The sequence below is a fragment of the Nonomuraea sp. B10E15 genome (assembly GCF_039871615.1).
In the GTDB taxonomy this organism is placed as follows: Bacteria; Actinomycetota; Actinomycetes; order Streptosporangiales; family Streptosporangiaceae; genus Nonomuraea.
The window spans coordinates 307662-324855 of sequence record NZ_JBDPMB010000004.1 but is presented as its reverse complement, the minus strand read 5'-3'; the positions used below and the strand labels follow the sequence as shown (position 1 = coordinate 324855).

General features: G+C 73.6%; 18 protein-coding genes. 6 read left to right on the top strand and 12 right to left on the bottom strand.

Annotation, left to right across the window (positions count from 1 at the left end; all coding sequences use genetic code 11):
• Window positions 1–765 (top strand): enoyl-ACP reductase FabI, encoded by a 765-nt coding sequence (fabI, locus tag ABGB14_RS17125; protein ID WP_347644641.1) that lies wholly within the window; start codon window positions 1–3, stop codon window positions 763–765.
• Between the two features lie 105 nt (window positions 766–870).
• On the opposite strand, the gene ABGB14_RS17120 is transcribed toward fabI, so the two are convergent.
• Both ABGB14_RS17120 and ABGB14_RS17115 read right to left on the bottom strand, forming a co-directional pair.
• Window positions 871–1695, bottom strand: a complete 825-nt coding sequence (locus tag ABGB14_RS17120; protein WP_347644640.1) for a hypothetical protein — start codon at window positions 1693–1695, stop codon at window positions 871–873.
• Window positions 1696–1822: 127 nt separating this feature from the next.
• Complete coding sequence (locus ABGB14_RS17115) at window positions 1823–2770, bottom strand: aldo/keto reductase (protein WP_347644639.1); 948 nt, start codon at window positions 2768–2770, stop codon at window positions 1823–1825.
• A 259-nt stretch (window positions 2771–3029) separates the two neighbouring features.
• Here ABGB14_RS17115 and ABGB14_RS17110 point away from each other — a divergent pair, with 259 nt between their 5' ends.
• Genes ABGB14_RS17110 through mshC form a run of 5 tightly spaced genes read left to right on the top strand, consistent with a single transcriptional unit; the run spans window position 3030 to window position 6968 of the window.
• On the top strand, window positions 3030–3716 hold the full coding sequence (locus ABGB14_RS17110; protein ID WP_347622317.1) for an MSMEG_4193 family putative phosphomutase: 687 nt from the start codon (window positions 3030–3032) through the stop codon (window positions 3714–3716).
• Between the two features lie 9 nt (window positions 3717–3725).
• The gene (locus ABGB14_RS17105; RefSeq protein WP_347644638.1) at window positions 3726–4274 is read left to right on the top strand and encodes a DUF3090 domain-containing protein; all 549 of its coding nucleotides are present in this window, start codon (window positions 3726–3728) and stop codon (window positions 4272–4274) included.
• Window positions 4271–5035 carry an SCO1664 family protein gene (locus tag ABGB14_RS17100; RefSeq protein WP_347644637.1) on the top strand — a complete coding sequence of 255 codons (765 nt, stop codon included), beginning with the start codon at window positions 4271–4273 and terminating at the stop codon, window positions 5033–5035. Before ABGB14_RS17105 ends, ABGB14_RS17100 begins: the two co-directional genes overlap by 4 nt.
• A gap of 48 nt (window positions 5036–5083) precedes the next feature.
• Complete coding sequence (locus ABGB14_RS17095; protein ID WP_347644636.1) at window positions 5084–5734, top strand: NRDE family protein; 651 nt, start codon at window positions 5084–5086, stop codon at window positions 5732–5734.
• Window positions 5735–5744: 10 nt separating this feature from the next.
• Complete coding sequence (gene mshC, locus ABGB14_RS17090) at window positions 5745–6968, top strand: cysteine--1-D-myo-inosityl 2-amino-2-deoxy-alpha-D-glucopyranoside ligase (protein ID WP_347644635.1); 1224 nt, start codon at window positions 5745–5747, stop codon at window positions 6966–6968.
• A gap of 22 nt (window positions 6969–6990) precedes the next feature.
• Here the strand turns inward: mshC and ABGB14_RS17085 are convergent, their stop codons facing one another.
• Genes ABGB14_RS17085 through ABGB14_RS17040 form a run of 10 tightly spaced genes read right to left on the bottom strand, consistent with a single transcriptional unit; the run spans window position 6991 to window position 17046 of the window.
• Window positions 6991–7530, bottom strand: a complete 540-nt coding sequence (locus ABGB14_RS17085; protein ID WP_347644634.1) for an isochorismatase family cysteine hydrolase — start codon at window positions 7528–7530, stop codon at window positions 6991–6993.
• A gap of 2 nt (window positions 7531–7532) precedes the next feature.
• Complete coding sequence (locus ABGB14_RS17080; protein WP_347644633.1) at window positions 7533–8495, bottom strand: UDP-glucuronic acid decarboxylase family protein; 963 nt, start codon at window positions 8493–8495, stop codon at window positions 7533–7535.
• Window positions 8492–9379, bottom strand: a complete 888-nt coding sequence (locus ABGB14_RS17075) for a glycosyltransferase family 9 protein (RefSeq protein ID WP_347644632.1) — start codon at window positions 9377–9379, stop codon at window positions 8492–8494. The genes ABGB14_RS17080 and ABGB14_RS17075 overlap by 4 nt, the downstream gene beginning before the upstream one ends.
• Complete coding sequence (locus ABGB14_RS17070) at window positions 9370–10044, bottom strand: SDR family oxidoreductase (RefSeq protein ID WP_347644631.1); 675 nt, start codon at window positions 10042–10044, stop codon at window positions 9370–9372. The genes ABGB14_RS17075 and ABGB14_RS17070 overlap by 10 nt, the downstream gene beginning before the upstream one ends.
• Window positions 10041–11375, bottom strand: coding sequence for a PfkB family carbohydrate kinase (locus tag ABGB14_RS17065; protein WP_347644630.1), 1335 nt, complete (start codon window positions 11373–11375; stop codon window positions 10041–10043). Before ABGB14_RS17065 ends, ABGB14_RS17070 begins: the two co-directional genes overlap by 4 nt.
• The gene (locus tag ABGB14_RS17060; RefSeq protein WP_347644629.1) at window positions 11372–11920 is read right to left on the bottom strand and encodes an SIS domain-containing protein; all 549 of its coding nucleotides are present in this window, start codon (window positions 11918–11920) and stop codon (window positions 11372–11374) included. Before ABGB14_RS17060 ends, ABGB14_RS17065 begins: the two co-directional genes overlap by 4 nt.
• A 2-nt stretch (window positions 11921–11922) precedes the next feature.
• Entirely contained in the window at window positions 11923–13110 is a 1188-nt protein-coding gene (locus ABGB14_RS17055) for a glycosyltransferase (protein ID WP_347644628.1), read from the bottom strand.
• Window positions 13107–14378, bottom strand: coding sequence for a glycosyltransferase family 9 protein (locus ABGB14_RS17050; protein WP_347644627.1), 1272 nt, complete (start codon window positions 14376–14378; stop codon window positions 13107–13109). The genes ABGB14_RS17055 and ABGB14_RS17050 overlap by 4 nt, the downstream gene beginning before the upstream one ends.
• Window positions 14375–15406, bottom strand: coding sequence for a glycosyltransferase (locus ABGB14_RS17045; RefSeq protein WP_347644626.1), 1032 nt, complete (start codon window positions 15404–15406; stop codon window positions 14375–14377). Before ABGB14_RS17045 ends, ABGB14_RS17050 begins: the two co-directional genes overlap by 4 nt.
• Entirely contained in the window at window positions 15403–17046 is a 1644-nt protein-coding gene (locus ABGB14_RS17040; RefSeq protein ID WP_347644625.1) for a carbamoyltransferase C-terminal domain-containing protein, read from the bottom strand. Before ABGB14_RS17040 ends, ABGB14_RS17045 begins: the two co-directional genes overlap by 4 nt.
• Between the last annotated feature and the right edge of the window lie 148 nt (window positions 17047–17194).

The window sequence follows — 17194 nt, the reverse complement described above, 5'->3', positions numbered from 1 at the left end:
ATGGGCATTCTCGAAGGCAAGCGGATTCTCGTGACGGGCGTGCTCACCGACGCCTCGATCGCGTTCAACGTCGCCAAGCTGGCGCAGGAGGAAGGCGCCACGGTGGTGCTCACCGGGTTCGGCCGGCTGAGCCTGGTCGAGCGCATCGCCAGGCGCCTGCCGTCGCCGGCCCCCGTGCTGGAGCTCGACGTCCAGGACACCGAGCACCTCGACACGCTCGCGGCCCGGGTCGGGGAGCACGTCGACGGTCTCGACGGCGTGGTCCACTCGATCGCCTTCGCCCCGCAGAGCGCTCTGGGCGGCAACTTCCTCAACACCTCGTGGGACGACGTCGCGACCGCCGTGCAGGTGTCGACCTACTCGTACAAATCGCTGGCGGTCGCCTGCCTGCCGCTCATGAAGGAGGGCGGCTCCCTCGTCGGCCTCGACTTCGACGCCTCCAAGGCGTGGCCGGTCTACGACTGGATGGGCGTGGCCAAGGCGGGCCTGGAGTCCTGCAACCGCTACCTCGCCCGCGACCTGGGCAAGCACAACATCCGCGTCAACCTGGTGGCGGCCGGTCCGCTGCGCACGATGGCCGCCAGGTCGATCCCGGGCTTCAAGGAGTTCGAGGACAGCTGGCCGGAGAAGGCCCCGCTGGGCTGGGACCTGTCCGACACGGTCCCGGCGGCCAGGGCGTGCGTGGCGCTCATGTCCGACTGGTTCCCGGCGACGACGGGCGAGATCGTCCACGTGGACGGCGGCGTCCACGCCATCGGCGGCTGAACCACCCGTCGGCGCTCAGGCGCGACGGCGGCGCTCACGGAGACGGCCGCCGTCGCCGCCGGGGCGGTCGAGGCCGACGCCGGCGGTGGGGCCTGGGGGTGCTGCTCAGGCCGTGCGGTGGCGGCCGTTGCCGGCGCGGGCCGGCTCGAAGGGGATCGACTCGGCGGGTTCGTTGCGGCTGCGGCGCTGCTGGACGATGCGGGCGGCGAGCACCGCCGACCCCAGCAGCGCGATGGTCAGCGCCGTGCCCAGCACGTCGGAGGCTGGCGGGCTGGGCCGCACGACCCGCTGTTGCTGCATCGGCACGGTCAGCTCGTGCGCGAACGGGTTGGGCCACAACAGGTCGACCCGCGGCTCCTCCGGGTCGGCCCGCTTCTTGTCGGCCAGCGGCCGGCGCGTGTCCATGAGCTGCGGCCGGCTCTCGGGCCTGCGCGTCCTCGACGTGCTGGGCACGGACGAGGAGTCCTTCTGTCCCGCGCGCGGCCGCGCCGGGCGCCTGGCCGAGGACGTGCGCGGTGGCGACAGAGTGCTGTGGACCTCGCCGTCCGCGCAGGCCGGCTCCGGCAGGCATCCGTCATCGGAGGGCTCCCGCTCCTGCTCACTCGCCCTGGGCGACGGCGACGGGGGCGGCTCGATCGTCCTGGTGGTCTTCGGCCTGGCGGTCGGCACGACCGTGCCCACTCTGCCGAGCACCTCGTCGGTGGTCTTGTCGAGGCCGTCGGTCACCTTGCCGGTGACCCCGCCTGTCAGGGTGTCGACCGTGCCGGTAACCGCACCCACGACGTCGCACAGCGTGTTGGTCACCCCTGAAAGCAGGCCGCCGCCCCGCGTGCAGTCCTGGGTGGTGGCCGCCGCGGCCGGTGCCGCCACCGGAACGGCCCCCAACGCCACCGCGAGAACTCCAGCCGAGATCGCGGTCCTGCTCCCCATCCGTCCCCTCCTGCGTTGCCTCAGGGAGAAATCCTGATGGACATCCCCGGTCGGACGCAGGCGTTTGCCGGGTAAAGTTGCGATTCGGTATCGACTAGTGATACACGAGAGAGTCTCTCGTTCCCGGTCAGTCGAGTGACGACACGTCATCGAGGGCCTCTCGGATCTCTATGGGCAGCACCACGTCTTCGGCGGGCAGGATGCCCTTGAGCTGCGCGTGTGTACGCGCTCCGACGATGGCGGAGGCGACGCCGGGCTGGTCGCGCACCCACGACAGCGCCACCGCCAGGGGCGAGACGCCGAGCCCGTCGGCGGCGGTCATGACCGATTCGACCACGCGCCGGCTGCGCTCGTCGAGATAAGGGCGGACGAAGTCGGCGAAGTGCGGGGTGGCGGCGCGCGAGTCGCCGGGGACACCGGCGCGGTATTTGCCCGTCAGCACCCCCCTGCCCAGCGGCGACCAGGCCAGCATGCCCACGCCGAGGTGTCTGGCGGCGGGCAGCAACTCGCGCTCGGGCTCGCGGGCCAGCAGCGAGTATTCGGCCTGCGCCGAGGTGATCGGGATGCGGCCGGGGATCATCTTCTGGGTGACCGCGGCGGCGGCCAGTTGCCAGCCGGCGTAGTCGCAGACGCCGGCGTAGACGGCGCGGCCGGAGGAGACGATCGCGTCGAGCGCGGCCAGCGTCTCCTCCAGCGGCACCTCGGCGTCGTAGGTGTGCAGCTGCCAGAGGTCGACGTAGTCGAGCCCGAGCCGGTTGAGCGAGTCGTCGACGGCGGCGATCAGGTGGCGCCGTGAGGCGTCGCGGGGCCGCCGGCCCGTGGGGGTGACCACGGCCTTGGTGGAGATCACCAGCTCGGAGCGCGGCACCGAGTCGCGCAACATGCGCCCCAGCAGCCGCTCGGAGTCGCCGCCGGTATAGACGTCGGCCGTGTCGACGAGGGTGCCGCCCGCGTCGAGGAACGTGCGGAGCTGGGCGGCCGCCTCGTCCGCGTCGGTGTCACGCCCCCAGGTCATCGTGCCGAGCCCCAGCCTGGACACCGACAGTCCGCTGTGGCCGACATAGCGCTGCTCCATGATCCCGCCAGATTACCAACAAGAAACCTGCTCAGCAGGCTGCCGCTCCGCTGTTGTCGGTGGTCAGGGCTGTAGCGGCGGCCCGCCATGCCGTTTTCTCATCGGCCGGCCGGAGATCTGCTGGGCGGGTTGTGGTCCGCGGCCCGTAGAGGGAGGGGCGGCCCCGCGTGCGGCCGGATGGCGGCGCCGCGGGCGCCGGGCCGGGGCGGGGGCGCAGCCGTTGTGATCGACTGTGGACGGCGCCTGCGACACTGGCAGGGTGACCACGTTGCTTCTCGCCCGGCACGGGCTGACGGATCTCACAGGGCCGGTGCTGGCCGGCCGTACTCCGGGGGTGCACCTGAGCGAGGCGGGCAGAGCGCAGGCCGCGGCGCTCGCCGGGCGCATCGCGGGCGTCGGTCTCGACGCCATCGTCTCCAGCCCGCTCGAACGGTGCCGGGAGACGGCCCAGGCGGTCGCCGACGGGCGCGCGGCGGAGGTGGTGATCGACGAGCGGTTCATCGAGTGCGGTTACGGCGAGTGGACCGGGCGGCCGCTGAAAGAGCTCGCCCGCGAGCCGCTGTGGCAGGTCGTCCAGGCGCATCCGAGCGCGGTGGCCTTCCCCGGCGGGGAGGCGCTGACGGCGATGCAGCATCGGGCGGTCGCGGCGGTCAGGGAGTGGAACGAGCGGGTCGGGGAGAAGGGTGTCTACCTGGTCTGCAGCCACGGCGACGTGATCAAGGCGATCGTCGCGGACGCTCTGGGCCTCCACCTCGATCACTTTCAGCGGATAACAGCCGATCCTGGAGCGCTCACCGTCATTCGCTATGCGCCGCTACGTCCCTTTGTGCTCAGGCTTAACGATATGGGGGAATTGAGGCTTCCCGAGGATTCGGAGGAGAAAGACGGGGGAGAAAACATCACCGGGAGCGATGCTGCCGTCGGCGGCGGACCCGGAACCACGTAAGGTCAGGCTATGCCGGTCTTCGACTACGACCCACCAGAGAGGTTCGTCGCCGGTGCCTTGGGGCAGCCGGGCGCGCGGGTCTTTTTTCTGCAGGCCAGGGCCGAGGGCAGACTGACCACGGTGGCGCTGGAGAAGTTGCAGGTCGCCGCGCTGGCGGGCAGGCTCGACGAGCTGCTCGACGAGGTGTTGCGCCTCAGCGGGGGCGCCGCGCACGTGCCCGCGCTGGCGCCCGCCGACCTGGCCGACGACGCGCCCCTGGACGTGCCGGTCGCGGAGGATTTCCGGGTGGGGACCATGGCGCTCGCCTGGGACTCGGACAGGTCGCAGGTGGTGATTGAGGCGCAGGAGGCCGTCGACGAGGACGACCTCGACGGCCCCGACCCCGCGGTGCTGCGCGTGCGCATCAGCGCCGGGGCCGCCCGGGCCTTCACCCAGCGAGCGCTGCAGATCGTCGCGGCGGGCCGCCCGCCGTGTCCCCTGTGCAGCCAGCCGCTCGACGCGGCCGGTCACGTGTGCGTCCGTCTCAACGGCTACCGCGGGGGTGAGGCGGCTTCATGACCGCTCCTGAGAGCGAACCGGCCGTCAAGTCGTCCCAGCCGCCGCCCCTGCACGAGGACGAGGCGCACGCGCTCCTGCGTGACGGCCGCCTGGAGGTGGCCGGCCGTCTGGTCGAGGCGACCAACATGACGCTCTACTGCTCGGTCAAACTGGGCTCCCGCACGGCGGCCTGCGTCTACAAGCCCGTACGCGGTGAGCGCCCGCTGTGGGACTTCCCCGACGGCACCCTGGCCGCCCGCGAGGTGGCCGCCTACGAGGTGTCCCAGGCGACCGGCTGGCGCATCGTGCCGCCCACGGTCTACCGCGACGGCCCTTTCGGGCCGGGCATGTGCCAGCTCTGGATCGACACCGAGCGGGAGATCGACCTCATGCGGCTGGTCAAGAGCCGCAACCCGGTCGTGCGCCGGATGGCGGTGTTCGACGCCGTGGTCAACAACGCCGACCGCAAGGGCGGTCACCTGCTGCCGCTGCCCACCGGCCACGTCTACGGCGTCGACCACGGGGTCTGCTTCTCCGTCGAGGACAAACTGCGTACGGTGCTGTGGCAGTGGCGCGGCAAGCCGCTGGCCCGCGAGGCGGTGGCGGTGCTGGCCAAGCTGGAGCGCGACCTCGAGTCGGGATCCCTCGGGCGCAGGTTGCGCGAGCTGCTCACGCCGGCGGAGGTGGAGGCCACCTGGCAGCGCGTCAGGCGGCTGCTCGACACCGGCGTGCACCCCTACCCGCCGGAGGGCTGGCCAGCCATCCCCTGGCCGCCGATCTGACCCGACCCCGGGCGTCACGCGACTTGGGGCGTTGATTACCCTTTGCCCATGTGCACGCTGATCGTGAGAACCGGGCGGCCGCTGACGCTCATGGGCGTGAGAGACGAGTTCACCGACCGTCCGTGGGAGGGCCCGGGCGAGCACTGGCCCGAATACCCTGGCGTGATCGGCGGGCGCGACCTCAAGGCCGGCGGCACCTGGCTGGCCGTCAACCCGGCGGCCCGCCGCGCCGCCGCCCTGCTCAACGGCCGCGGCCGGGCCGCGCGGGAGACCACGAAGATCTCCCGGGGCGACCTGGCGCTTCGGGCCGCGTACGGCGGCGACTTCCCCGATGCCGACCTGACCCGCTACGACCCCTTCCATCTGGTGCTGGCCGACCTGTCGCGGGTGCGGCTGGTCAGCTGGGACGGCGAGCGGCGCACCGAAGGCGAGCTGCCCGAGGGCACCAGCATGGTGGTCAACGCGGGCCTGGATCCGGAAGACGAGCGGGTGCTGGCCTACCTGCCCAGATTCGCGGAGACGAGCGCCTGGCGCGAGCTGGCCGCGGCGGAGCCGTCCTCCGACCCGGGCGCGCTCATCGTCCGGCACGAGCTGGCCGACGGCCGCGTCCTCGCCTCCCTTTCGGTGATGGAGGTCGAGATCGATGCCGGCGGCGTGACGTACGACTTCACCGACCTGACCGCAGATCGGGACGGATAGGCTCGAAGACATGCGATCGTGGTCTGCCCCGAACATACCCAAGCTCCCTGGTGAGAGCATCCCGCTGCGTCTCCACGACACCTCCGCGAAGCAGGTCAGGCAGACCGATCCGGGGCCGACCGCCAGGATGTACGTCTGCGGCATCACCCCCTACGACGCCACCCATCTCGGCCACGCCAACACCTACCTCGCCTTCGACCTCGTCGGCCGGTTGTGGCGCGACGCGGGCCACGAGGTGCACTACACGCAGAACGCGACCGACGTGGACGATCCGCTGCTGGAACGGGCCACGCAGACCGGCGTCTCCTGGCGCGAGCTGGCGGAGCGGGAGATCGAGCTGTTCCGCGGCGACATGGAGGCGCTGCGGATCGTGCCGCCCCGCGAGTACGTCGGCGTGACCGAGGTCGTCGACCAGGTGGCGGGTCTGATCGCCAGGCTCTCCGCCAAGGGCGTCACCTACGACCTCGACGGCGACGTCTACTTCAGCGTGGCCGACGCGCCCAAGTTCGGACAGGTGTCCGGCTACGACGAGGACGAGATGCTGGCGCTGTTCGCCGAGCGCGGCGGCGACCCCGACCGGCAGGGCAAGCGGCACCCGCTCGACTGGCTGTTGTGGCGCGCCGAGCGGCCCGGCGAGCCCGCCTGGGACTCGCCTCTCGGCAGGGGCCGGCCCGGCTGGCACATCGAGTGCACCGCGATCGCCCTCGACAGCCTGGGCGCGGGCTACGACGTGGCCGGCGGCGGCTCCGACCTGATCTTCCCGCACCACGAGTGCGGCGCCTCCGAGGGCCACGCGGCCACGGGGGAGTGGCCCTTCGCCAAGTTCTACACGCACGCGGGCATGGTGGCGCTCGACGGCGAGAAGATGTCGAAGTCGAAGGGCAACCTGGTCTTCGTCTCCAAGCTGCGCGAGCAGCACGACCCGATGGCGATCCGGCTCGTGCTGCTGGCCCACCACTACCGCGCCGACTGGGAATACGTGCCCGAGCTGATGGCCGAGGCCGAGCGCAGGCTGGAGCTGTGGCGCCGGGCCACGGCGCTGCCGTCGGGACCGCGCGCCGAGGAGCTTCTGGCCACGGTGCGCGAGCGGCTGGCCGACGACCTCGACGCGCCGGGCGCGCTGGCCGCCGTCGACGCCTGGGCATCCGGGGCGCTGGCCGGCGAAGGCCCGGACACCGGCGCGCCGGGCCTGGTCAGGGACCTGGTGGACGCCCTGCTCGGGGTGCAGCTCTAGCAGGCGCCTCGCGGGTGCCTCGCTAGGTGAGGCAGCCCCTGGCCGGGGTGACCTCGGCCGACATGTTGCGCTCCATCATGCGCAGCGCCGCCAGCCCGAGGTCGCGGTGGATGGCCGCCACGCAGTCCGGCGGCACCATGATCGAGTAGTGCCTGATGTACGCGTCCAGCGCGCTGTACAGGATGCACTGCTCGGTCACCTGGCCCGCCAGCAGGACCGTGTCCGTCCCCAGCTGCCCGAGCAGGTACTCCAGCGGTGTCCCGAAGAACGCGCTGTGCCGCACCTTCGGCAGGAAGGAGCAGTCCGCCGGGGGCACGATCGGCTCGACCAGGTCCGGCCGGTGACCGCCGAGCGCCCGCGCCACCAGGTCCTCCCGGGTCGCGGTGAAGTCGCCGTAGTTGTCGTTGACGTAGATCAGGTCCACGTCGTCGCGCGATCGTGCCCGGCCGACGAGCTCGACCAGCGGGGGCAGGATCGGCTGGACGGCGCGCTCCAGCTGCTCGGCGTCCGCGTGCTCGTACGGGTTGAGCATGTCGACGACGACCATCGCGGTCCTGGCCATGATCAGACCTGGAGCTGTTCGAGCTGGTCCATCGAGGCCAGCTCGGCGGTGAACCACTCGATCGTGCGCCCGAGCCCTTCGGCCGCCGGCACCCGCGCCCGCCAGCCGAGCTGCTCGGCAGCCAGCGACGTGTCGGGCCGCCTGACCCGGGGATCGTCGGCGGGACGGTCGATGAAGACGATCTCCGACGACGACCCGGCCAGCTCCTTGATCATCGTGGCCAGCTCCAGCATGGTCAGCTCGTCCGGGTTGCCGATGTTGACCGGGCCGCCGAAGTGGCTGCGGGCCATCGCGAGGATGCCCGACACGGTGTCGTCCACGTAGCAGACCGAGCGCGTCTGGGAGCCGTCCCCGGTGATCGTGATCGGCTCGCCCTTCAGCGCCTGCCTGATGAACGTCGGGATGGCCCGGCCGTCGAACGGGCGCATGCGGGGCCCGTAGGTGTTGAAGATGCGCACGATCCCGGTGTCGGTGCCGCGCGAGTGGCGGTAGGCGGTCGTCAGCGACTCGGCGAAGCGCTTGGCCTCGTCGTAGACGCTGCGCGGGCCGACCGGGTTCACGTTGCCCCAGTACGTCTCGCGCTGCGGATGCTCCAGCGGGTCGCCGTACACCTCGCTGGTGGAGGCCAGCACGAACCTGGCGCCCTTCTCCCTGGCAAGCCCCAGCGCGTGCAGCGTGCCGGCGCTGCCCACCCGCAGGGTCTCGATCGGGTAGCGCAGGTAGTCGGCCGGCGAGGCGGCCGAGGCGAAGTGCAGCACGAGGTCCAGCCGGTCGGGCACGTGCACGTATCCGGTCAGGTCGCACTCGATCAGCCGGAACTCCGGCCGGTCCATCAGATGCTCGACATTGCGCGGCCCGCCGGTGAGGAAGCTGTCCATGCAGACCACCTCCGCACCCTCGTCCAGCAGCCGCTCGCACAGGTACGAACCGAGGAAGCCTGCGCCCCCCGTGACCAGAGCCCTCATGACGTGACCTCCAAGGCAGCGTCGACGACTTCGGAAACTTCGATCTTCAACAGGCCGGGATCCGGCCGCTCGCCGTGCGGGTCCCCGTTCCGCCCGGCCCACAGGGCCACGTGGCGCCAGCCGGGCGGCGGCCCCCACAGGGCGGGGGAGACCGGCCCGAACAGCACCACCGACGGGACGCAGAACGCCGTCGCCAGGTGCGCGACCCCGGTGTCGCCGCACACCACCAGCCGCGACCGGCTGACCAGGTCGACCAGGTCGGCCATGGTGGTCCGCCCGGCCAGCACCCGCTCAGGCGGCAGCCCCGCCAGCTCGGCGACCCGCCTGGCCAGCGGCGTCTCCTCGGCGTTCCCCGTGACGACCACGTCGTCCAGCGCGGCGGCGACCTCCGCGAAACGTTCCGGCGGCCAGCGCCGGGCGGGGTAGGCGGCGCCCGGGTGCACGATCGCGGGCCCCGTACGGTCGGAGACGCCGAACGTCAGGTCGGCGGGGTCGGTGGCGATGCCGTGCCATTCCAGCAGCCCGCACCAGCGCCGCACCTCGTGCACGCCGTCCGGGTACGCCGGACCCGTGCCGAAGCTGATCAGCCGGCCGGGACCGGTCCGCCGCAGCGCCTCGATGCTCTGCGGGCCCTTGCCGTGGAGGTTCACCGCGATGTCGGGGCGCTCGAACGGCACCCTGTCCATGGGGATCGGCCCCGGCCCCGACACGTCCACCTGCTCGTCCACCGCCCCGGTCAGCGGCGGCAGGGCGTCCAGCGCCCGCGGCGCCGCCAGCGTGATCCGGTGCCGGGGGAACGCCTGCCGCAGCGCCCGCAGCGCGGGCACGGCCGTGAGCAGGTCGCCCAGGCCGAGCCCGCGGAGCACCAGGAGATCTAGGGCCATGACGTCTCCGTGGACGGGCAGACGACGAGCTCTCTCACCTCGCATCCGGCCGGCTGCCGCAGCGCGAAGACGATGGACTGGGCGACGTGGGCCGGATCGTTCAGCCCGGCCTCGGGTCCCGGCTTGTACTGCTCGGGACGGCCGTCGAAGAAGCTCGTACGCATGCCGCCGGGGATCAGCAGGGTCACCCCGACCTCCCCGCGCAGCTCGGTCGCCAGCGCCCTGGTGAAGCCGACCACGCCGAACTTCGACGCCGAGTACGCCGACGCGTCGCTCAGCGGCCGAAGACCCAGCGTCGACGCGCAGGTGACGACCGTGCCGCGGGTGTGCTTGAGATACGGCAGCGCAGCCCGTACGACGGAGGCCGTGCCGAGCAGGTTCACCCGGACGACCCGCTCCCAGTCGTCGGCGGGAACGTCCTCCAGGCGCCCGCACGCGTCGATGCCCGCGGCCGTCACCACGCCGTCCAGGCCGCCGGCCCGCTCGGCCAGCTCGCGTACGGCGCGCTCGGCCTCGCCCCGGTCGGCCAGGTCGGCCGTGACGTGCTGGAACCGCTGGTCGGGCGCTCGGACGTCGACGACCAGCGCCTGCCAGCCCTCCTTCTCCACGGCCTCGGCGGTGGCCAGCCCGAGCCCGGATGCTCCCCCGGTGATGAGAATGTTCACTGGATCTCCTTGATCAGATCGGTGGTCGAACGCCCCGGCAGCGTGCTCAGCACGACGGTCTCCGCGCCGAGCCTGCCGAGGACCTCGGTTTCGGGCAGGATCTCCCCCGTGTAGTCGCCGCCCTTGACCCACACGTCGGGCCGCAGCCGCTCGATGGCGGCCGCCGGGGTGTCCTCGTCGAACACCAGCACGGCGTCCACGCAACTGAGCGCCCTGAGCACCTCGACCCGGTCGCGCGCGTCCACGATCGGCCTCGGCGGGCCCTTCAGCCGGCGTACCGAGTCGTCGGAGTTGACGCAGACGACGAGCGCGTCGCCGAGGGCCCTGGCCCGCCGCAGCAGGCTCACGTGCCCCGCGTGCAGCAGGTCGAAGCAGCCGCCCGTCGCGATCAGCCGGCCGCCCTGGGCGCGGGTGAGCTCGGCCACCTCCAGCGCCGTGCGGGGCCGGTCGCCGAGCCGCTGCTCGCGGACCTTGACGGTGGCCGCGCCGCCGCGCTCGACGAACCGCGAGGCCTCGCCGACGCCGATCGTCACCGCGTCCTGCACGTCGGTGCCGTCGCGCAGCGCGAGCGCCGCGGTGGCGGCGAACCGGTCGCCCGCACCGCACGCGTCCTGCCCGGCGGCGCGCACCGGCGGCGGCACCGCCGTCAGCGGGCCGCCCTCCACGGCCAGCGCGGCGCCCCGCTCGCCGGTCGTGACGGCCACCGCCCTGGCCTGGATGGCCCTCACCAGGCAGCGGGCCGCCTGGTCCGGTCCGTGATAGCCGTCGGGGCACAGCAGCCGCGCCTCCGCCTCGCTCGGGGTCACCAGCGCGCAGCCGGGCATGGGCCGTTCGCCCCGGGGATGCGGGTCCCACACCACCGGAACGGCGACGTCGCGCAGCAGCCCGCGGGCCATCCTGGCCACACCCCTGCCGTAGTCGGACACCAGCACCGCGCCCGCCTGGAGGATCGCCTGCGCCGCCTCCTCGCTGGGGGCGTACCTGGCGGCGCCGTCGCCGGTGTCCAGCCTGACCAGCGTCTGGCCCTTCGACCTGACCCTGGTCTTGCGCACGGTGCCGCCGCGCAGCGGGAGGCGTACCAGATCGAGCTCCTCGGACAGCAGCCCGCACAGGCGGTGGCCGTCGGGGTCGTCGCCCATCGCGGTGATCAGCACGACGTCGGCGCCGTCGCGGGCGGCCAGCAGCGCCGCCAGGCCCGCCCCGCCCGGGCGGGCCTGTTCGGCGGCCACGTCGACCACGGGGACCGGCGCGTCAGGGCAGAGCCGCTCCGTGTCGCCTTCGACGTCCACGTCCAGCAGCGAGTCGCCGATGACGACGAGCGGCCCCCTCACAGCGCCTCCTCCACCGCGTCGCACAGCAGGTGGATCAGCGCGAGGTGCACCTCCTGTACGGTCGCCGTCTCCTCCGCCGGCACCGCGACCGCCTCGTCGCACAGGATGGCCAGCGGGTTGGGGGCGGGGCCGGTCATGGCCCAGGCGACGATCCCGCTGTCCTGCGCCGCCGCGGCCGCGGCCAGCACGTTGGGGCTGCGGCCGCTGGTGGACAGGCAGATCAGCACGTCGCCCGCGCGGCCGTGGGCCAGCACCTGGCGGGCGTAGACCTCCTCGTGGCCGAAGTCGTTCGCGATCGCCGTCAGCGCCGAGCCGTCGGCGTGCAGCGGGATCGCCGCGTACGGGCGCCGGTCGTGCCGGAACCTGCCGACCAGCTCGGCCGTCAGATGCTGGGCCTCCGCGGCCGAGCCGCCGTTGCCGCAGGCCAGCAGCCTGCCCCCCGCGGACAGCACGCCGGCCAGCTTCCCACCCCAGGCCCGGACGGCGACCGCGTGGTCGTCGACCTTCTCCAGCGTGTTCCACAACTTCTCCAGATGAGCATCCATGATCAACCCCCCAGGGCCGCCAGATGGCCGACCTTGCCGTCGATGACCTGCGCGTACACGGCCTCCGTGCGCTCGGCCACGCGGGCCCAGCCGTACCTCTCGCGGGCCCGGCGCGCCCCCGCCGCGCCCAGCTCCGCCCGCCTGCCCGGGTCGCCGAGCACCTCGCGCAGCACCCTGGCCAGGGCGCGCGGGCGGCGCGGCGGCACCAGCACGCCCGCGCCCGCGACCGTGTCCAGGTGGCCGCCGACCGCCGAGGCCACGACGGGAACGCCGCACGCCATCGCCTCCACCGGCACCATGCCGAACGGCTCGTACCACGGCACCGTGACCACGACGTCGGCCGAGCGCATCAGCGCCGGCACGTGCGAGCGCGGCACGCTGCCGATCACGTGGACGCGGTGGTCCAGCCCGTACGCCCCGGCCAGCTCGCGCAGCCGTCGCGCCTCCGCGTCGTCCCGGCCCCCGCCGGCGATCACCAGGTCGGCGCCGGGCACCCCGCGCATCGCCCTGACGATGGTGTCGACACCCTTGCGCGGCACCATCCTGCCGATGCTCAGCACCAGGCTGCCCTCGGCGCGTGGCGCGGCCGGGTCTTCCGGGCAGAACGCGGTCAGGTCCACCCCGCAGGGCACGACCGCGACCCGCTGCTCGGGCACGCCCATCGCGCGCAGCTCGTGCACCTCGTCGGTGCAGGTCGCGAGCACGGCGTCGGCCCGCTTGGCGATCTCGCGCTCGGTGGCGATCCGGTGCGCGGGGCTGGTGTCCGCCCCGCCCTGCCAGCGGCGCTTGACGGTGCCGAGCGCGTGGAACGTCTGCACCACCGGCACGCCGGCGGCCGCCTGAAGGGCCGCCTGCCCGCTCATCCAGAAGTGGGCGTGCACGATGTCCGGCGGGCGCGTGGCCCACCGGACGGCCAGCCGCTCGGTGAACTCCGGCATGTACGGAGGAAGCTCGTCCTTGGGGACCTGGGCCGCGGGGCCGGCGGGGACGTACTCGACGGTGACGCCCGGCGCCATGGTCAGCGAGGCGGGCTGCGAGCCGCGGGTGCGCCGGGTGTGGACGACCACCGTGTGCCCGCGCTCGGCCAGCGCCACGGCCAGCGCGGCGACGTGCACGTTCTGGCCGCCGGAATCCACGCCGCCCACCGCGGCCAGCGGGTCCGCGTGCTCGGAGATGAGATCCACCTTCACTGCGTCAGCTCCCTCACTGCCTTGACCACCTGCTCGCTGGTCACCTGGGACAGGCATGGGTGCCCGGGCACCGGGCAGGTGCGCGCCCTGCTGTCCCGGCAGGGCGCCTGCTGGTCGCCGAGCACCACCGTGGGCACGCCGTACGGGGCCCACCGGGCCACGGGGACGACGGGGGCGAACAGGCTCACGACCGGGGTTCCGACGGCCGCGGCCAGGTGGGCGGGGCCGGTGTTGCCGGCCACCAGCACGCCCGCGTGCTCGATCACGGCGGCCAGTTCGGCGAGCGTGGTCATCCCGCCCAGGTCGACGGCGACGTCTCCGGCCACGTGGGCGGTGAGATCACGTTCTGTTCCGGTCACGACGACCTGGTGCCCGTCCCCGGCCAGCTCCCGTACCGCCTGCCGGTGCTGGCCGGCGGGCCAGGTGCGGGCGGGGGCCGAGGTTCCGGGGTGGACCACGACGTACGTGCGCTTGTCAGCGCCGGACGCGTTCCCCAGAAGTCCCGAAATATCCGGCAATGGCCGCCGAACAGCGAGTTTTCCGTCATCGCCCGGCGGCAGCAGGAACCCGGCCGCCGCGGCGACGGCCAGCATCCGCTCCGCCTCCGGCACGTCGACGCTCTCGTCCACGACGTGCCTGACGTCCAGCAGCGAGCCGGGATAGTCGTTGCTGATGGCGGTGATCCTGCGCACGCCCGCCAGTCTCAGCAGCAGGGCCAGCGGCAGCGCCGACTGGTGGAACGACGTCAGCACCACCGCCTCGTCCACGCCGCGCAACCGGCCGACGAGGCCGGCGACGTCGTTCCTGCTGACCGGCGGCGGGGTGTGGTCGATCCACGGGGCGTGCCACTCGATCACCTGGTCCACGCCCGGCAGGAGCTCGGCGGCCGCTCTGCCGTTCGGACCCGCCAGGAAGACCACCTCGGCGGCCAGCGTTCGCACGGCCCTGACGGCGGGTCCCGCGAGCAGCACGTCACCCGCGTCGTCCAGGCGTGCCACGAGCACCCGCCCCCGGCCCGCGCCGCTTCGCACCGGCTCTCCCTGCTCGGCCGGGACCTGCCCGGATCTGTCGTGGACAGCCCGGTTGCGCCCGATCCCGCCCCGCTCCGCGCGCCGGCCCGTGCCCGCGCGCCGCCCGGTGCCCCCGCGCCGGCCGCCACCGGGCCTGCCGGTGTGGGCGGGCGCGCGCGGGGGCGCGCCCTCCGGCGCGCCTGCTGTCCGGCACGGGTTCGAGCCGCACGACACGGTTTCCGCCCAGCGAGCGCTCATCGCCGTGCCCTCCATTCCCCTCGCAGCCGGTGCACGCAGGCGACCGGCGGGATCACCACGCTGGTGACGGCCATCCGCACCACCTCGGCCGGGGTACGCGGCCCCGGCGCGATCCGGCGCCACGCGAACTCCGCGGCCAGGGCTCCCCAGACGAGCGCCGCCGCCCCCGCCGCCCGCCACCGATCGGAACGGTCCTGAGCCGGTCCCGCGCCGATCGCCGGCACGCCGGGAAAGCCTCCGCGGCCGGCCCCGCGGTCGGCCGTACCCCTGCCGCGCAGGGCGGCCGCCCCCAGGGCCGCCGCCGCGAGCGCGGCCGCCGTGGTGGCGGCGTGCAGGCGCAGACGGCCGGGACCGCCGCCGATGGCGGCCCGCCACCCCGGCCCGTGCAGGCGCCGCATGAGCGCGTCGTCGGCGTTGCCCCGCTGGAAGCGCACGCTCGCCCAGAACCCGTCGTCGCGCACCGGATGGGTCGTCACCCGCTGCCCGAGCACCAGCCGGTGCCCCGCCCGCGTCACCCGCAGCGCGAGGTCGGCGTCCTCCCGGTACGCCCGGGGAAAACGTTCGTCGAACCCCCCGGCGGACTCCAGCACCGGGCGCCGGTAGGCCATGTCGGCGGTCACCCACAGCGCGCCGGAGAGCCCGGCGGTGTGCCGCTCGCCGTCGGAGGGCCGCCGCCCGCCGGGCAGCGGCACCACGATCCGCCCCTGGCTGCCGGCCACGTCCTCGGGCAGATCCACGAGGTCCTTCCAGACCGCCTCCGCCCACCCGGGCCCGGGGATCACGTCGTCGTCGAGGAACACCACCCACGGCGTCTCCGCCGCCCGCCACCCCGCGTTGCGCGCCGCGGCGGGCCCCCTCCCGGAGGAGCGGACGACCCGCACCCGGCCGGGAAGCGACTCCACGACCCCGGCGGCGCCGCCCGGCGCCGCCCTGTCGTCGACCACGATCACCGGCATGCCGGGGCCCACAGCGGCCAGCGTGTCCAGGAGCGTGGCGCGCCCGATGGTGGGGATCACCACGGTGATCACGAGGCGAACACCTCCCCGCGCCGCACCAGGTACGGCCCGAGCGCGAGCACGTCCACCGGCGACGACCCGAAGCACTCCAGCGCGTCCCTGGGATCGTCGACCATGGGCCGCCCCGCGGTGTTCAGGCTCGTGTTGACCACCACGGGCAGCCCTGTCCGCGCCTCGAACTCGCTCAGCACCCGCGCCAACAGCGGGTCGGCGCCCGGCGAGACCGTCTGGATGCGCGCCGTCCCGTCCACGTGCACGACCGCGGGGATGCGCGGCGCCCAGCCGGGGTCCACGTCGTGCACGAACAACATGTACGGCGAGGGCACCGGCCCCCGTCCGAAGATCTGCGCCGCCCGCGACTCCAGCACCATCGGCGCGACCGGCCGGAACTGCTCGCGCCCCTTGACGTCGTTCAGCCGCTCCGTGTTGCGCGCGTGACCCGGGTGGGCCAGCAGCGACCGGTGGCCGAGCGCGCGCGGCCCGTACTCCGACCGCCCCTGGAACCAGGCCACGATCCGGTCGGCGGCCAGCTCGGCCGCCACCGCGGCGGCCAGGTCGGCGGGCCGGGTGTGCGGCACGCGCGCCACGTCCAGCCAGGCGCCCAGTTCCTCGTCGGTGAAGCCGCGCCCGAGCGCCGTGCCGGGCATGGGCGCGGCCGGCTCGCCGTACGCGTGCGCCAGGTGCAGCGCGCCGCCCAGCGCGGTGCCGGAGTCGCCCGCCGCCGGCTGGACCCAGACCTCCTCGAACGGTCCCTCGTCCAGCAGCCGGGTGTTGGCCACGCAGTTCAGCGCCACCCCGCCGGCCAGCGCCAGCCGCCGCTCGCCGGTCCGCTCGTGCAGCCAGCGCACCAGCTCCAGCAGCACCTCCTCCAGCCGCGCCTGCACGCTGGCGGCCAGGTCGGCGTGGTCGGAGGTCCAGGCCGCGCCCCTGCGCAGCGCCTTGGCGTAGCCGCCCCAGTCGACCGGCTCGACGCGGAAGCCGCCGTCCCCGGTCGTGTAGATCACCTCGCGCAGCGCGGCCAGGTGGCGGGGCCGGCCGTAGGAGGCCATCGCCATGACCTTGTACTCGTCGCTGGAGCGCAGGAACCCGAGGTGTTCCGTGACGTCCTCGTACATGAGGCCGAGCGAGTGCGGCAGCTCCTGCGCGGCCAGCACCTCCAGCTCGCCGTCGCGGTAGCGGCCGGCCAGGTGGGAGACGTTCTCGCCGCGCCCGTCGCACACCAGCACCGCGCAGTCCCGCCCCGGCGTCGACCACCGTGAGGCGAGCCCCGCGGACGCGGCGTGCGCCACGTGGTGCGGCACATAGGTAACCTGGCCGGGGTCCAGGCCCGGCAGCGCGGTGGACAGGAACGCGGGCGCGCGCACGGCGTACCTCGTGCGCAGGTCCTCCCAGTCGCCTTCCGGCTTCCGGACCACCAGCGAGGGGTCGTAGGAGTAGGCGACGGCGTCGATCTCCTCGGGGGAGAGTCCCGCCTCCCGCAGGCACCAGGCGGCGGCCAGCTCGGGCAGCTCCCAAGCCGAGAACGCCAGCGGCCGCTTGCCGTGCTTGCGGCGGCTGAAGCGCTCCTCCTCCGCGGCGGCGACGATCTTCCCGTCGACCACGAGCGCGGCGGCCGGGTCGTGGAAGATCGCGTTGATGCCGAGAAACTTCATGTCCCCTCCCCACAGATGTCGAGAACCGCTACCGACAGGAGCGGCTCTCAAACATTCGGCGACCTGAAGACCTGCGAAAACGGGCCTCTGCGCCGGGAGACTGTCACGCTAAGTAGTTGTTTGTCGGTTGAGGGCCCGGGTAGCTGCG

Bases quoted from the DNA above. Each gene is read 5' to 3' on its own strand.
- fabI (WP_347644641.1), top strand. From the start codon at position 1: ATGGGCATTCTCGAAGGCAAGCGGATTCTCGTGACGGGCGTGCTCACC.
- ABGB14_RS17120 (WP_347644640.1), bottom strand. From the start codon at position 1,695: ATGGGGAGCAGGACCGCGATCTCGGCTGGAGTTCTCGCGGTGGCGTTG.
- ABGB14_RS17115 (WP_347644639.1), bottom strand. From the start codon at position 2,770: ATGGAGCAGCGCTATGTCGGCCACAGCGGACTGTCGGTGTCCAGGCTG.
- ABGB14_RS17105 (WP_347644638.1), top strand. From the start codon at position 3,726: ATGCCGGTCTTCGACTACGACCCACCAGAGAGGTTCGTCGCCGGTGCC.
- ABGB14_RS17100 (WP_347644637.1), top strand. From the start codon at position 4,271: ATGACCGCTCCTGAGAGCGAACCGGCCGTCAAGTCGTCCCAGCCGCCG.
- ABGB14_RS17095 (WP_347644636.1), top strand. From the start codon at position 5,084: ATGTGCACGCTGATCGTGAGAACCGGGCGGCCGCTGACGCTCATGGGC.
- mshC (WP_347644635.1), top strand. From the start codon at position 5,745: ATGCGATCGTGGTCTGCCCCGAACATACCCAAGCTCCCTGGTGAGAGC.
- ABGB14_RS17085 (WP_347644634.1), bottom strand. From the start codon at position 7,530: ATGGCCAGGACCGCGATGGTCGTCGTCGACATGCTCAACCCGTACGAG.
- ABGB14_RS17080 (WP_347644633.1), bottom strand. From the start codon at position 8,495: ATGAGGGCTCTGGTCACGGGGGGCGCAGGCTTCCTCGGTTCGTACCTG.
- ABGB14_RS17075 (WP_347644632.1), bottom strand. From the start codon at position 9,379: ATGGCCCTAGATCTCCTGGTGCTCCGCGGGCTCGGCCTGGGCGACCTG.
- ABGB14_RS17060 (WP_347644629.1), bottom strand. From the start codon at position 11,920: ATGGATGCTCATCTGGAGAAGTTGTGGAACACGCTGGAGAAGGTCGAC.
- ABGB14_RS17050 (WP_347644627.1), bottom strand. From the start codon at position 14,378: ATGAGCGCTCGCTGGGCGGAAACCGTGTCGTGCGGCTCGAACCCGTGC.
- ABGB14_RS17040 (WP_347644625.1), bottom strand. From the start codon at position 17,046: ATGAAGTTTCTCGGCATCAACGCGATCTTCCACGACCCGGCCGCCGCG.